The sequence below is a fragment of the Bradyrhizobium sp. AT1 genome (genome assembly GCF_001590795.1).
Classification (GTDB): Bacteria; Pseudomonadota; Alphaproteobacteria; order Rhizobiales; family Xanthobacteraceae; genus Bradyrhizobium.
Window position 1 is genome coordinate 1599233 of record NZ_JXDL01000001.1, and the last position, 13213, is coordinate 1612445.

Here is a 13213-nt window from a genome sequence, read left to right on the forward strand (position 1 = left end):
GCTCGATCCGCTCGAACCTTGCGGCGAGGTCCAGCCCTGCGAAATTATCGCGGTCGGCGACGAAGCGTTCGTGGGCGAGCACGGGAGGACGGTTGGCGATCATCGGATGGTACGCGGGTCGAAATTTCGGCGCGGGCGCACTATACAGGCAAAGCGCTGCACCGAAAGCCGCGCGGGCAAGCCTGCCCGCGTCATCCGTCTGATCGAGGTCCCATGCGCCCCACGACTTCGAAAGAGAAGGCCAGGATCGTCGCAAGTGCGGCAACGGCCGTTATCATGACGGTCGTCCTGCTCGTCATGGCGCTTGCATTTCTCCTGCCTCAGTAAGCGCTGCGGGGGTGCGCTTACGCCGTGCGCACCGTCCGCAGGAATTTTCCGACCTCGTCCTTCAGCCGGTCGCTGTCGGTCGCCAACTGAAGCGCGATGGCGATTCATCCCCATCGCATCGCGCTTGGGCGCTCACCTCGGCGAGGCCGGCGTACCCTCCTCGGGCCGGCCGTGGGCACGGGCCAATTCCTCAGCGAACGCGATCACCTCCGCCCGCCTGTCGGGCGGCAGCGACAGGAACGCGCGGATGAGCCTCAGGCCTTCCACCTCGTCCGGCTGGTCTTTTGCGGAATCCATCTGCTCAATGTCGGACGACCGGGAAAAATATGCAATCCCTTGCGAACGACCTTGATTCGGCGCAGCCGCTTTGCTGGAATGGGGCACGGCTGAGGTGGACCATGAAGTGGATCAGGGAGCGCGACGCACTGATCGCGCAGACAATGGCCTTCGTCCAATCGGTGACCGGCAGGAAGGATGACGTCCTTCGGCCGGAAGCGCCGACGGACCGTGCCGCGGCGACTATCGAGGTGGTCGCGGTCGAGGCCGTCAAGGTCGAGATCGCGCCGCTCCAGCCCCCTCCGCAGCCTCAACCCATCCAGCTTTCGCCGCCGCGGGCGAGCGGTGATTTCCGCACCGAGATGCAGGCCCGCATCGCCAATTTCCGCAAGCATCAGGAGCGGTTCGAGCGCGAGCGCGAGGAATATTGCGCCGAAACCCTGACCAAATTGCGCGCCGCCATCCGCGACGCCTCCGGTCCACTGGGCAAAAAGTAGGGCCGGCCCCCCGACAGAGGGGCCGACAGCCAGGACCTATAACCAGGACCACACCAGCCAAAGATTGGCCGCACAGGCGCCGAATAGCGCCAGCGTCAGCGGCAGGAGCATGTGCCCGCAGGAGGTCTTCAGGTCGCTCGTCATGGCGGAAAACATCCGCTGATTCCGCCAAACGAGTCCCAAGGATTCTTTTTTTCGCGATTCAGGACTCGTTAAGGACTCAGGACCCTTCAGCCCAGATCACGGTCCCGTGATCGTCCGCGGCCTGGAACCCGCCGGTGGATGAGGTCGTTAACGGGCTTTCCGGGAGCGGGACATGCCCTACGCCTTGTTTTGCAACGACGCCCAGATCAGCAAGGCCTATCCGAGTGAATCCGACGTCTGGAAGCTCGCGCACCGCAGCGGCCTGGTCGTCGATGTCAGCGTCGACGAAGACCGCCCCGGGCCGCGCCGGGTGCTCGACAACGAGTACGAGATCAAGCCCTGCCGGGTCGCCCAGGGCGAGGACCCCGCCGCGAACAAGGCCGAGGCCGAACGCCAGTCCAAGATGGAGCTCGAGCTGAATTCGTGAGGTTCGGCTGGCCGAAGCCGCGACTTGATCAGGGCGTCGCGGCTGCCAGCGAAGCCTGCTCGCCAGCCAGCGCCACGCAGGCCTTGCGGCGATGCAGCCCGCGGATGGCACCGGTGACCTTCAGCACCTTGCCCGACGGGCAGGATGCATCCTTGACGAAAGCCACCTCGTAAGGTGCCAACATCAGAGGCTCGGATTTGAGGATTGTCTGTGCAGAGCACGGCAGGCTGACAAAGCCCGAAAGCACCACCGCCGACACCAAGATACGCATGTCCGTCGTCCCACCAGCCCGGTAATTCTCATATAACGCTATCCGGAGCGCGAGTTCCGTAAGCGGCAAAAATTATTTTTGCTTTACCCAGATCCCATGACGCGCGTGAGAACGCGCCCCGCCGGAATGTTTGCCTGCAAATGACGCGCCAGATGGTTCACGCATTGCAAATACAGGGGATCTACGAGGGCCACAAACGAAAGGCCGGCGGAGAGCCGGCCTTTCTCAGAAAGCGTGGTCGCGGGCAACAGGCGTCAGTAGCGCGAGGCTGCCGGCCCGCCCCAGCCGAAGCGGTAGTTCACACCGACCTTGACGGTATGCTCGTCCTCCCGGCCACGAACGCCGACGATGTCGGCCGGACCTGAGGTGAAGGTGGTGCTGCCGAAATTGTAGTACTGGTACTCGGCCTTGGCCGACCAGTTCGGCGCAAACATGTATTCGAGGCCGGCGCCGACGGTGTAGCCGTCCTTGTTGTTGCCGGTGGCGGTGAAGGTCTGCGGCACCCCGGCGACGTTGACGCCCAGGCCGCCGTTGCGCCAAGCATAACCGCCCTTGGCGTAGAGCAGTGTTGGTCCCCAGGTGTAGCCGATGCGGCCGGTCACCGACCCGAGCTGGTCGGTGTTGGAGGTCACCTGCGTGCCCAGCGGGAACGTGGCACCGTTGTTGTTGGTCGGCAGCCAGGAATACTGGGCCTCGATACCCACCACCCAATTGGGCGCGAACTGGTAGTCGAAGCCGCCCTGCACGCCGCCCAGGAAGCGGGCGTCGCTGGACTGGAAGCTGCTGTCGCCGGCGAACGCGCCGCCGACATGGCCGCCGATGTAGAAGCCGGTCCAGTTATAGATCACCTGCGGCGGCGTATAGGCCGGCGCCTTGGTGTATGGGCGCGCCTGCATGTCGGCTGCTGCGGCCGATCCGGCCAGCGCGAGCAGCGCGACTGCGCCCAACAAAATCGATTTCATGATCATCCCCGTTCTTTCATTTACGACACTCAGGAAACAACGTGGCGTGAATTGGGTTGCTTCGCGGCGATGCCGGAACGTTGATCGTTCGTTACTGTGACGGGGTGGCAACAGCGCGATTTTGTTCCGTCACATCGATCTGCGCGGACGGTTTTTTCCGCCTGCGCAAGAGCTTCCGTAACGATTTGTCGCAAGCCGAAATCACCCCGTTCAAAGCTCGCCGAAATGTGATCCAGCGGCTCCGGCCATCGTCGTTCTAGCACCGGCCAATGAAGGCGGGCTTTGCGCTACCGCGTCATCTTTTCGAGTTCCGGAAAGGGTACGTAAACCGCGCCGGCGCAGAGCTCGCTGGTGCGGTCGACGACGCGGTCCGGCCGCCCGTTGACGAAGATCACCGCGCGCTCCCGCATGGCTTTGTAGCTGCCGTCGGTCTCGCGCGGGGTGAAGTGCAGACAGCTCACATAGAATTGCCGGCCGCCGACCTCGCGTTGGACCGGCTCGGCCATGCTGGCCTCGCGCACGCCGACCGGGTTGTTCAGATAGGTGCGCATCAGCGCCAGCGTATCGCTGCGGAAATTGTCGGGAAACGGCTGCGGCCCGCCGGCCTGGCTCCCGCCCATGAAGGTCGGACGGTCACTGTCGCTGCCGAAACAAGCCGCAAGCGCCAGCGGCAAGGCCAGAACTATCGCCAGGCGCACGCTGGTTTTCGCCAATCGCCCCACAGGTCACGCTCTCCGCTCGATCAGACTCGGAGACGTTCTAACCGCTGGGTTACGCAAAGGGAATTGGCGTTCGCGGCGCGCTGCGACCAACGCACCGTCCCGCCGCCGGCACCTTGCGCTTTCGCGCGAGGCGCCGAGACGGCGGGCCGGGCCTGACGCCCTGACGCGGCGGCGGGGCAATGCTTGGAAGCCGCCGCGCAGGATCAGTCGTTAGCTGCGCTTCTCGGTGGTCGCCGGCTTGGTCAGATCCGGCTGCGCCTTCTGCGACTTCTTGGCCGACAGATGCTTGTGGTGATGGCGATGCGTGCGCACCGTCTTGTGCTCGTCGGTCGTGACCGCCGCGTTGGCGTTCATCGCCTTCGACTTGGTATCCACCTTGGCGTCGCCGGTCTTGGTGTCGGCCTTGAGGCCGGCCTCGGGTTTCGCGGCGGTGGTCGAGGCCTTGGTCTGGCTCTGGTCCGCCTTGATCACCGGGGCCGTCGTGGTGGTCTTGCCGGTCTCGGCGGCGAAGGCCGGGGCTGCGATCACGGAAGCTGCGAGCAAGGCTGCGGAAATCGTCTTCAGCATGGTGGTCTCCTCTTGGAAGGATCTCCAGGCGGCGCCCTCTCGCCTACCCTTGGATCGTAGGACGGAGCCTAGCGGCGAGGCGCTGAACCCGATCTGAAGCCGATTGCAGGCTTCCGTTCATCTCGATGACAAGTTTGTCATCTGCACCGGGCTGAATGGATCGTGCGATGCGGGAATGTTTTTGCCGGACGGGTGTTCCGGTCTTTGGGCAATCGTGTAGGATCGCCACGTTCCATACGGGAGAATTTAGATGCGCAAACTCTCAATGCTTGTCGTGCCGGGACTGGTCGCCATGTCGCTGGCGGTCGCACCGGTGCTGTCCAGCGCCTATGCCGCCGGCAGTGACGAGCCCTCCTCGCCGCCGAAGTCGGACTCGTCGTCCAAGAAGGGCAAGAAGAAGAGCTCTTCCGTCAGCGATCCCAAATTCCTCTCCGCCTATCGCACCGCCTACACCGCGATCTACGACAACCACGACTACTCCGGCGCGATCGGCCAGTTGAAGTCGCTGAAACGCGACGACGTCGCCGACGTCGCCAATCTGATCGGCTACTCCTATCGCAAGCTCGGCGACTATCAATCGTCGAAGGTCTATTACGAGCTGGCGCTGAAGGACGATCCGAACCACGTCCGCACCTGGCAGTATTACGGCCTCTGGCAGCTCGAGCAGGGTAACCGCGAACAGGCGCAGTACCATCTGAACAAGATCGCCTCGCTCGCCGGCACCGACAGCTCCGAATATCGCTCGCTTGCGGCAGCCCTCGACAAGCCGACCGGCGCAACGCTGGTCTACTGACCACAACGCATCTGCGAACCAAGCGAACGGGCACAACCTGGTTGTGCCCGTTCTGCGTTCTCGGCTAGCCTTGGCGCGAGAATCCTCCCCGCAATTGGTGCGCAATGGACCCGTGGCTGCGATCCGCGATCGACTACATTAGCTCCTGGATCGAATTCCAGCTGACCACGATCCAACAGCCAGGCGTCATCGTCGCCTTCGCCCATCGCGGCGAAATCGTCGCCGAGCATGCGTTCGGCCTCGCCAATCTCGACACCGGCGAGCGGCTCACCCCACGCCATCGCTGCCGCATTGCCTCGCATTCCAAGAGCTTCACCGCGGCCGGCATCATGAAGCTGCGCGAGCAGCGCAAGCTCAGGCTCGACGACACCGTCGGCGACTATGTCGGCGGCCTGCATCCGCGCGTCGCCGAGACGACGATTGCGCAAGCGCTCTCGCACAGTGCGGGGTTGACGCGCGACGGCGCCGATTCCGGCCAGTTCATCGATCGCCGTCCCTATCTCGACGCGAAGGAGCTGCTCGCAGAATTGAAGCTGCCGGGCGTGATCGAGCCCGGCACGCGCTTCAAATATTCCAATCACGGCTTCGGCCTGCTCGGCCTCGTCATCGAAGCCGTGACGAAGGAGCCCTACTCCGCCTGGATCAAGCGCGAGATCGTCGAGGCCGCGGGCCTGCGCGAGACCGAGCCGGACGCGCCGCTTGCCAAGGGCGCGCCGTTCGCTCGCGGCCACACGCGACGCCTGCCGCTCGGCGAGCGTTGCGTGATACCGGGCAACAATCCGACCCACGCGATGGCCTCCGCGACCGGCTTCGCCGCCACCGCCGCCGACACCGCCCGCTTCTTCGCGCAGCTCGCGCCAAATGCGAAAAAGAGCGTGTTGTCGGCCGCGAGCCGCCGCGAGATGACGCGGCATCATTGGCGCATCCCGCAGAACTTCGAGGCCTATTACGGCTTGGGGATCGGCGCCGGCAAGCTGGACGGCTGGGACTGGTTCGGCCATGGCGGCCACTTCCAGGGCTATATCTCGCGGACCTGCGCGATCCCGGCCTGCGAGCTCACGATCAGCATCCTCAGCAACTCCATCGACGGCGCGGCGCCGTTCTGGATGGACGGCGCGATGCAGATCCTGCGTGTGTTCCAGACCCGCGGCGCGCCCGACCGGCGCCTGCGCGACTGGACCGGCCGCTGGTGGACGATCTGGGGCGCGACCGACCTCGTGCCGCTGGGCAATCGCGTGCTCGTGGCCAATCCGCAATTCAACAATCCGTTCATGGATGCCACCGAGATCGAAGTCACCGGCCGCGATACCGGCAAGATTGCCTGGGGCGCCGGTCACGCCAGCCACGGCGAGCCGGTCCGCCGCATCCGCGACAAGCGCGGCAAGGTCAGCGACGTCTGGATCGCGGGCGCGAACGTGAAGCCGGCAAGCGTCGTGGCACGCGAGATTGCTCGAAGATATAAGCCGCGCAAACGGCGGCCTACTCCCTGATCAATCGCTCGACCTCGCTGCGCAACGCCTGCCGCGAGCCGCCTTGCGAATAGAACATGTGGCCGCCGGGATAGACGGCGAACTTGACGCGCTGCGTGACGAACGCGGGCAGTTGATCGAGCGCGCGCTTCGTTCCGAAATAGGGCGTGGCGAGATCGAACAGGCCGTGCGCGACCAGCACGTTCAGCTTGGCATCGGTGGCGAGGATCTGGCGCAACTCGGACACCGATTGCGGCGGGTTGATGCCGCGGCCGAAATCCCAGTGACCTTCCACAGCGCCGTTCAAAACCTCATAGGAGCCGTCCGGCTTCCAGTTGAGCTTGCGCGAAAGCACGTCGACGGCGGCACTCGTGAGCGGCGCCTGCAGCGTATCGCCCGAGGGGTCGCCGAACCGCGAGCTGCTCGAATCCGGATAGGGATCGTAGCCGCGCACGGAGGCGTCGTAGCGCCCCGTCACCTTGCCGTTCTTTCGGTCGAATTCGCGGCGGAATTCACCGACGTCGAACCGGCCGGCGAGCCTGCGGCTCACCGCCTGGTCGATGCCGGTGAGCTCGGCGACCTTGTCGGCGAGACGATTGGTGGCCTCCTTGTCCGCCTCGCCCTTGACGAGGTCGGCCAGGAATTCGCCGCGCGCGTAGGCCTCGACGTCGGCGAGGTCGGCGCGCTTGACCGGCCCCTTGGCCGCCCGCGCCACCGCTACATAGCTTGGCAAGGTCGCGACGTATTGCAGGAGGCTGGTGCCGGTGAACTCGCGGAAATCGAGCAGCGGCGACACCAGGATCAATCCCTTGACGCCGACGCCGTGCTGGAGCTGCAACTGGCGCACCACCTTCGGCCCGCGAATTCCGCCATAGCTCTCGCCCGCGACGTATTTCGGCGAGGTCAGCCGGTCGTGCTTCTCGAGCCAGCGGCGGATCACCAGCGCGATCGTGTTGACGTCGCCGTCGACGGAATAGAACGATTTGCGCGCGTCCTCAGCGGTCGCGATGAAGCGGCTATAGCCGGTGCTGACGGGATCGATGAAGACGAGATCGGTGAAATCGAGCCAGGTCTCCGCGTTCGGCTTCACCTCGGGCGAGGCCGACGGCGACAGCGCATCGCCATCGAGCGGCAGCCGCCATGGACCGGCCGCGCCGAATTGGAGCCAGGCCGAGGACGCGCCGGGCCCACCATTGAACAGGAACGTCACCGGGCGCGTCGCGCGGTCGGCGCCGTCGAGCTGGTAGGACGTATAGGCGATGTCGGCCAGCGGCTCGCCCTTGCCGTCGAACACGCGGATGGAGCCGGCGGTCGCGGCGAAGCTCAGGGTGCGGCCGGGCAGCTCCAGCGTCTGCTTCGTGGTCGAGTCGGGCGGGAGGCGATGCGGCTCGGCCGCCGCCGGCGCAGCCTGCGCCGCACCTTGCGCATTGCCGGCGCGCCCGCCCTTCTGTCCCGCCGGTGCTGCCGCCTCGGCACGCGGCTGCGGCGCATCATCCGCCCGCGCAAGGCTCGAGAGTGCGACCGCGGACACGGCCAGCGCCAGCCCCGTTCGTCGCAGCGTCGGCAAGATCGTGAGCATGATCGTTCTCCCTGCCCGGCTGTCATAGCCGGTGCGCACCGACGCTAGCGAGGAATTGCGACGGTTTGCGGGATCGCCGGTCCGATGGCGCCTTCCGGGCTGGCTCGATCAACCCGTTTTGTTCTCGGAAAGCGACAATAGCCCGTTCGCCCTGTGCGGCGGTGATCCTCGACAATACAGGCCTACCTCGTATAGACGAGCCCGGCGGAACTTACTCAAGACAGCGGCACCTGCCCGGAAGCTCATGACCAAGCCCAAGCGATACGAGCGCATCGCCTTCGTCGCCAGCCCGAGCAGCGAGGCGCAGGCCGCCATCGGTCAGCTCACCCGGGACTACGGCAATTGCGCCCCGAACGAAGCCGATATCGTGGTCGCGCTCGGCGGCGACGGGCTGATGCTGCAGACGCTGCACCAGAACATGCACACGGGAAAGCCGATCTACGGCATGCACCGCGGCACCGTTGGCTTCCTGATGAATGAATACTCGACGCACGATCTGCGCGCGCGGCTCGAGGCGGCGCATGAATCCGAGATCAACCCCCTCCTGATGCGCGCAACCGACGTCAACGACCGCGTCCACCTGCACCACGCCATCAACGAAGTTGCCCTGTTCCGGCAGACCTACCAGGCCGCGCGCTTGAGGATCATGATCGACGAGCGTGAGCGCATGCCCGAGCTGATCGCCGACGGCATCATGGTGGCAACGCCGGCCGGCTCGACCGCCTACAATCTCTCGGCCCAGGGACCGATCCTGCCGATCAACGCCGCCCTGCTGGCGCTGACCCCGATCAGCGCCTTCCGCCCGCGCCGCTGGCGCGGCGCGCTGTTGCCCAACACGGCTTACGTCGTGATCGAAGTGCTGGAGGGCGACAAGCGCCCCGTGGCGGCGGTCGCCGACCACGACGAGGTGCGCGACGTCCGCCGCGTCGAGGTGCTCTCCGACAAGACCATCTCGATGCGGATGCTGTTCGATCCCGGCCACAGCCTGGAAGAGCGCATCCTGCGCGAGCAGTTCGGCTACTGAGCTTCAGCGCCGATCACTGGCCGCAGGGCTGAACCGAGTCCAGGCCGCCCGCCAGAGCGGGATCACTGAGCATGTCAAAATCGCTGACGACCGGGACGAAGCTCTTCGTCTCCGAGGTCATCAGATAGATCGTGACAGGGAGCGCGGCCTGCGGCGCGGCGTTCGCGCGACAGAACTCCTTGGCCGCCACGCCGAGCCCCATCGACCCGCGCTTGCCTTGCCTGCCCTGCTCGACCATCGCCGCCCGCAGCGCCTCGAAGCGCGCCGCATCGCCCGGCGACAAGCGATAGGCATGGATTGCAGATCCTTCCGGCGGCGCCGGCAGGCCGGCGCGATCTCGCGCCTCGCTCATCTCCATCATGGCAAAGCTGGTCCTGGTCTCGGCCTCGCCCACCACCTTGGTGACAACGTCGAGCTTGACGCCGCCCGAACGCGACCGAAGCACCTCGGGCAGTTGCACGGCGACGCGCAGCATCGACAGATCCGTCGTCTTGGCATCGATGCGGGCAAGCCGCGGGATCGATGTCAGCGGCACCGAGCTGCAACCGGCAAGCGCGAGCGCAGTCGCGCTCGCAAGAACGCGCACGAGGCGGTTCATCGCAGACGTCTCCAGTCTTGAATTGAACGGGCTTGAGGTAAACGGAGCTCGAGTTGGACGAGCCTGGCTAGGCTGACTTGCGACCGGCCGCGCGCGATTCCAGCGCGTCGTCCGTGCTGTCGGGAACGTATTCCAGGATATCGCCGGGCTGGCAGTCGAGCACGGCGCAGATCCGCTCCAGCGTGTCGAAGCGGATGCCTCTCACCTTCCCCGACTTGAGCAATGAGACGTTCGCCTCAGTGAGCTCGATGCGCGCGGCGAGCTCGCGCGAGCGGATCTTGCGCCTGGCGAGCATGACGTCGAGATTGACGATGATCGGCATGGTCAGATGATCTCGCTGTTCTCGTGCCAGACGCGAACGGCATCGGCCATCACGGTCGCGAACGCGAGGAGCGCGAGGCCGCTCAGCACCGACAGCACATGCGACTGCTCGATACCGAACATGACGACGATCTGGCCGGGCTGGTTGGCCCGCGTCAGGTTGATCGTGGTGAGCATCTGCACCAGCGGCGAGATCAATGCGCTCACGATCAGCGCGAGGCCCATGCGGCGGATGCGCCAGGCGTTGCCGGTCACGAAGACCTCGCCGCGTGCGAAGCGCGAGAACAACATCGACAGCTGCAGCAGCGCATAGATGACAGGCGCAAGTCCGAGCAGACTGATCAGCGCGCCGGCTAGACGCGTGTCGAGATTGAGCGTGAACGGCCGCGCGCCCAGCGCGGACTGGGTCGCGATCCAGTGCCGGAGGAGCTCGTCGCTCGACCAGAGCAGCGGCACCGCCAGGACCGCCCCCGCGACACAGACGAGCGCGCCGGCAGCCACGATCCGTCCGATGCGCCGCAGCCGCGGCTCAACCGGTGTGGGGTAAGGAAACGCGATCACGCTCATCGGACTAGCTCCCGTTCATTCGAATATTTTTATTGTATTACGATAAAAAATGGCAGAATTACGATATTAGGAACGCTTGCACTCTGATGCAGCGGCAACCCTTCCTTAACCCCCGCCGCGATATGGTTAACGAAAGTTGACCGCTTAAGCCCGGGCGCCATGTTCCGCATCGACTTCAACAAGCTGCGCTTCCTCGTCTGCGACGACAATCCGCACATGCGCCGCATCCTGCGCACGCTGCTGCACTCCTTCGGCGCGCGCGAAGTCTACGAGGCCGAGGACGGCGCCACCGCGCTCGAGATGTACAGCCATTACGTGCCCGACATCGTCATCACCGATTGGGCGATGCCGATCTTCGACGGGCTCGAGCTTGCGCAGATGATCCGGCAGCCGGAATCCAAGGGCAACCCCTACGCGCCGATCATCATGCTGACCGGTCATTCCGAGAAGCGCCGCGTCACTGTGGCGCGCGATGCCGGCGTCACCGAATTCCTGGCCAAGCCGATCTCGGCCAAGGGGCTCTATCAGCGCATCCTCAACGTGGTTGCCAATCCCCGGCCCTTCATCAAGACCAAGACCTATTTCGGGCCGGACCGGCGCCGCAACACCAATTCCGCTTACATGGGTCCCGAACGCCGCGTCGGCGAAAAGCACGAGGTGCTGCAGCAGCCCTCGCTGCTCGACAAGGCCCGATCCTCCATCTAGCGCAACGTCCCCGACGAGGCAGGCATCATGGCGAAGAACAGCGCAAAGGACATTGAGGTCAAAGCCTTCGCCACGCACCAGATCATCACGCAGCCCAATCCGCTGCGCAAGGTTCTGCGCCGCGTCGAGGAGAAGGACCTGGACGATCCGGTCGGTCGCGCCGAGCAGGCGCTCGCGGGTCTTTCCGGCGAATTCAAGGAGTGGATGACCACCGAGGTCAACCGTCTGTCGGCCGCCTATGTCGCCGTTCGCAATGACGGCTTCACCCGGGAACGCCGCGACGAGCTGTTTCACGCCGCCCACGACATCAAGGGCGACGCCGCGACCTTCGGCTATCCGGCCGCGGCGGGGGTCGCCGAGAGCCTGTGCCGCGTCATCGAGCACGCGCCGGATCTGGAAAAGGTCCCGGCCGAACTGTTCACGCACCACATCAACGCCATCCTCGCCATCGTGCACGAGAACACCAGGCTCGACAGCATCAGCGTCTCCGCCGAGCTCAGCCGCCGCCTGCGCAAGGTCGCCGACGACTATCTCACCCAGGTCAACCGCGACCGGCCCGAGCATCTCGAAGTGATCATGGCGCCGAGCATCGCGCCCGCGGAGTAGTTCGCCGCCCTCTCCTCCTCGTCATTGCGAGAAGCCCTAGCGACGAAGCAATCCAGAGTCTTTCCGCGGAGAGATTCTGGATTGCTTCCGCCTTCGCCAAGGCTTCGGCGGACAAGTCGCTACGCTCGCAATGACGGTGGTTGGTGGGTCACGCCGCGATCAGATCGTCGTAGACGTCCTCGTCCGCGACGAGCTCGTCGCAGAACAGCCTTGCCTCTTCGCGCGCCGATTCGGTGGCGAAGCGGCGCAGCAGGACCATCAGCGGATCGGTGGCGCCGCGGTCGGTCTCGCAATGGGTGGGCACGCGCTCGACCATGCGGCGGCGCAGCCGTGCCGCGCCGTCGTCACTGTCGACGAAGCCTTGCTCGTGGCAGGCATCGAGCGCGACCTGGAACGCCGCGAACGTCGCCTCGGGCAGCCCGGCGCGGCGTAGCAGCGCGTGCAGGCTGTTGCCGCCGCGGTCGTGCAGCAGCGCGGTGACGCGCGCCAGCGGCAGATCGGCAAGCTCAGCCAGCGCCGCGTCGAACAAATCGAGATTGCTGGACAGCAGCGCGCGCAGGATCAGGCCAGCGGTCAGTTGGCCCGTCACGCGCAGATGATGCACCAGGCCCTGCATGTCCTCGCCGCGCGAGCGCGCCGCGATGTTAATGGTGGAGCGGTCGCGCGCCTCGACCGTGATGCGGTCGGCGCGGTCGGCGCTCAGCCAGTTCCGCGCCACGACGAACTGCGCCAGCGTCTCCGAGAGTTTCGCCACCAGCGCCGCGCGCGTTGCGGACGGCAGATCATCCAGCACCAGCATCGCCTCGCGGATGGCGGCGAGATGGCCGTGGCGCTCGACGATGCGATTCCAGGAGAACGGCGCAAGCTCGGCATGGGGATTTTCGATCAGCTCGAGCGCCGCCGCGGCGCAGCCGACTTCGGCGATGGCGGCGCAGACCGAGACCGGCAGCGCGATGCGGCGGGCGACCGCGCATTGCACCTCGTCATTGCCGGTCGCGACGATGTCGACGAGGTCGGCATCGATCAGAAGCGGCGAATGTTCGAGCACCGGCAGCGCGACGGTCGGCTGGTCCGCCGACAGCGCCCGCACGATCGAGGCCGGCGCATCCGTGCTGCGCGCAAACGCCTCGGCCATCGCCTGCCGCACCAGCGGCGAGGGATCGTCGAGCAGCATCAACAGCGCGCCTTCGGCGGCGATGCGGTCGTCGGTCGAAAGGTCCGAGATCAGCCAGGCCCGGGCCAACGCCCGTGTCGCCTCGGCCCGCTCGCCGGCGGGCGCCGTCCTGATCCAATTGATGAACTGCCGAACAATCATGCTGCTTCCGGCTACACAACAAACGAAAATGATGACGGCTCGT

At 65.5% G+C, this 13213-nt stretch carries 17 protein-coding genes and 1 pseudogene; 7 read left to right on the forward strand and 11 right to left on the reverse strand.

Features of this window, described 5'->3' with window-relative positions:
* Together SE92_RS37080 and SE92_RS36535 are read right to left on the reverse strand one after the other, a co-directional pair.
* Nucleotides 1–103, reverse strand: a pseudogene (locus SE92_RS37080) (class I SAM-dependent methyltransferase); the annotation flags it as partial.
* 356 nt (nt 104–459) lie between these two features.
* Nucleotides 460–624, reverse strand: coding sequence for a hypothetical protein (locus SE92_RS36535; RefSeq protein WP_198172578.1), 165 nt, complete (start codon nt 622–624; stop codon nt 460–462).
* Between the two features lie 101 nt (nt 625–725).
* On the opposite strand from SE92_RS36535, the gene SE92_RS07700 reads away from it, so the two are divergent.
* Both SE92_RS07700 and SE92_RS07705 read left to right on the forward strand, forming a co-directional pair.
* Nucleotides 726–1100, forward strand: coding sequence for a hypothetical protein (locus SE92_RS07700; RefSeq protein WP_063195159.1), 375 nt, complete (start codon nt 726–728; stop codon nt 1098–1100).
* Between the two features lie 316 nt (nt 1101–1416).
* Nucleotides 1417–1671, forward strand: coding sequence for a hypothetical protein (locus tag SE92_RS07705; RefSeq protein WP_063195160.1), 255 nt, complete (start codon nt 1417–1419; stop codon nt 1669–1671).
* Between the two features lie 28 nt (nt 1672–1699).
* On the opposite strand, the gene SE92_RS07710 is transcribed toward SE92_RS07705, so the two are convergent.
* The 4 genes from SE92_RS07710 to SE92_RS07725 form a co-directional block, all read right to left on the reverse strand.
* Entirely contained in the window at nt 1700–1942 is a 243-nt protein-coding gene (locus SE92_RS07710; RefSeq protein WP_063195161.1) for a DUF6719 family protein, read from the reverse strand.
* A gap of 254 nt (nt 1943–2196) precedes the next feature.
* On the reverse strand, nt 2197–2904 hold the full coding sequence (locus SE92_RS07715) for an outer membrane protein (protein ID WP_063203392.1): 708 nt from the start codon (nt 2902–2904) through the stop codon (nt 2197–2199).
* A 287-nt stretch (nt 2905–3191) separates the two neighbouring features.
* Nucleotides 3192–3626: a hypothetical protein gene (locus SE92_RS07720; protein ID WP_198172580.1), complete on the reverse strand. Its 435-nt coding sequence runs from the start codon at nt 3624–3626 to the stop codon at nt 3192–3194.
* A 210-nt stretch (nt 3627–3836) separates the two neighbouring features.
* Nucleotides 3837–4193, reverse strand: coding sequence for a His-rich protein BRANT (locus SE92_RS07725; RefSeq protein WP_063195162.1), 357 nt, complete (start codon nt 4191–4193; stop codon nt 3837–3839).
* A 250-nt stretch (nt 4194–4443) separates the two neighbouring features.
* On the opposite strand from SE92_RS07725, the gene SE92_RS07730 reads away from it, so the two are divergent.
* Both SE92_RS07730 and SE92_RS07735 read left to right on the forward strand, forming a co-directional pair.
* A complete protein-coding gene (locus tag SE92_RS07730) occupies nt 4444–4986 on the forward strand; it encodes a tetratricopeptide repeat protein (protein ID WP_063195163.1) in 543 nt (180 codons plus the stop codon).
* 104 nt (nt 4987–5090) lie between these two features.
* Nucleotides 5091–6476: a serine hydrolase domain-containing protein gene (locus SE92_RS07735; protein WP_063195164.1), complete on the forward strand. Its 1386-nt coding sequence runs from the start codon at nt 5091–5093 to the stop codon at nt 6474–6476.
* On the opposite strand, the gene SE92_RS07740 is transcribed toward SE92_RS07735, so the two are convergent.
* Complete coding sequence (locus SE92_RS07740; RefSeq protein WP_063195165.1) at nt 6466–8034, reverse strand: S10 family peptidase; 1569 nt, start codon at nt 8032–8034, stop codon at nt 6466–6468. The genes SE92_RS07735 and SE92_RS07740 overlap by 11 nt on opposite strands.
* Nucleotides 8035–8278: 244 nt before the next feature.
* Here SE92_RS07740 and SE92_RS07745 point away from each other — a divergent pair, with 244 nt between their 5' ends.
* Nucleotides 8279–9058 (forward strand): NAD kinase, encoded by a 780-nt coding sequence (locus SE92_RS07745; RefSeq protein ID WP_063195166.1) that lies wholly within the window; start codon nt 8279–8281, stop codon nt 9056–9058.
* A gap of 13 nt (nt 9059–9071) precedes the next feature.
* Here SE92_RS07745 and SE92_RS07750 read toward each other — a convergent pair whose 3' ends face one another.
* From SE92_RS07750 to SE92_RS07760, 3 genes are all read right to left on the reverse strand, one after another.
* Nucleotides 9072–9656: a hypothetical protein gene (locus tag SE92_RS07750; RefSeq protein ID WP_063195167.1), complete on the reverse strand. Its 585-nt coding sequence runs from the start codon at nt 9654–9656 to the stop codon at nt 9072–9074.
* A gap of 67 nt (nt 9657–9723) precedes the next feature.
* A complete protein-coding gene (locus tag SE92_RS07755; RefSeq protein ID WP_063195168.1) occupies nt 9724–9978 on the reverse strand; it encodes a helix-turn-helix domain-containing protein in 255 nt (84 codons plus the stop codon).
* Nucleotides 9979–9980: 2 nt separating this feature from the next.
* Nucleotides 9981–10544 carry a DUF2975 domain-containing protein gene (locus tag SE92_RS07760; protein WP_063195169.1) on the reverse strand — a complete coding sequence of 188 codons (564 nt, stop codon included), beginning with the start codon at nt 10542–10544 and terminating at the stop codon, nt 9981–9983.
* Between the two features lie 159 nt (nt 10545–10703).
* Between SE92_RS07760 and SE92_RS07765 the strand changes: the two genes are divergently transcribed.
* Together SE92_RS07765 and SE92_RS07770 are read left to right on the forward strand one after the other, a co-directional pair.
* Complete coding sequence (locus tag SE92_RS07765) at nt 10704–11249, forward strand: response regulator (protein ID WP_008549760.1); 546 nt, start codon at nt 10704–10706, stop codon at nt 11247–11249.
* 27 nt (nt 11250–11276) lie between these two features.
* Nucleotides 11277–11855, forward strand: coding sequence for an Hpt domain-containing protein (locus SE92_RS07770; RefSeq protein WP_063195170.1), 579 nt, complete (start codon nt 11277–11279; stop codon nt 11853–11855).
* Between the two features lie 148 nt (nt 11856–12003).
* Here SE92_RS07770 and SE92_RS07775 read toward each other — a convergent pair whose 3' ends face one another.
* Entirely contained in the window at nt 12004–13170 is a 1167-nt protein-coding gene (locus SE92_RS07775; protein WP_063195171.1) for a DUF2336 domain-containing protein, read from the reverse strand.
* Nucleotides 13171–13213 lie beyond the last annotated feature (43 nt).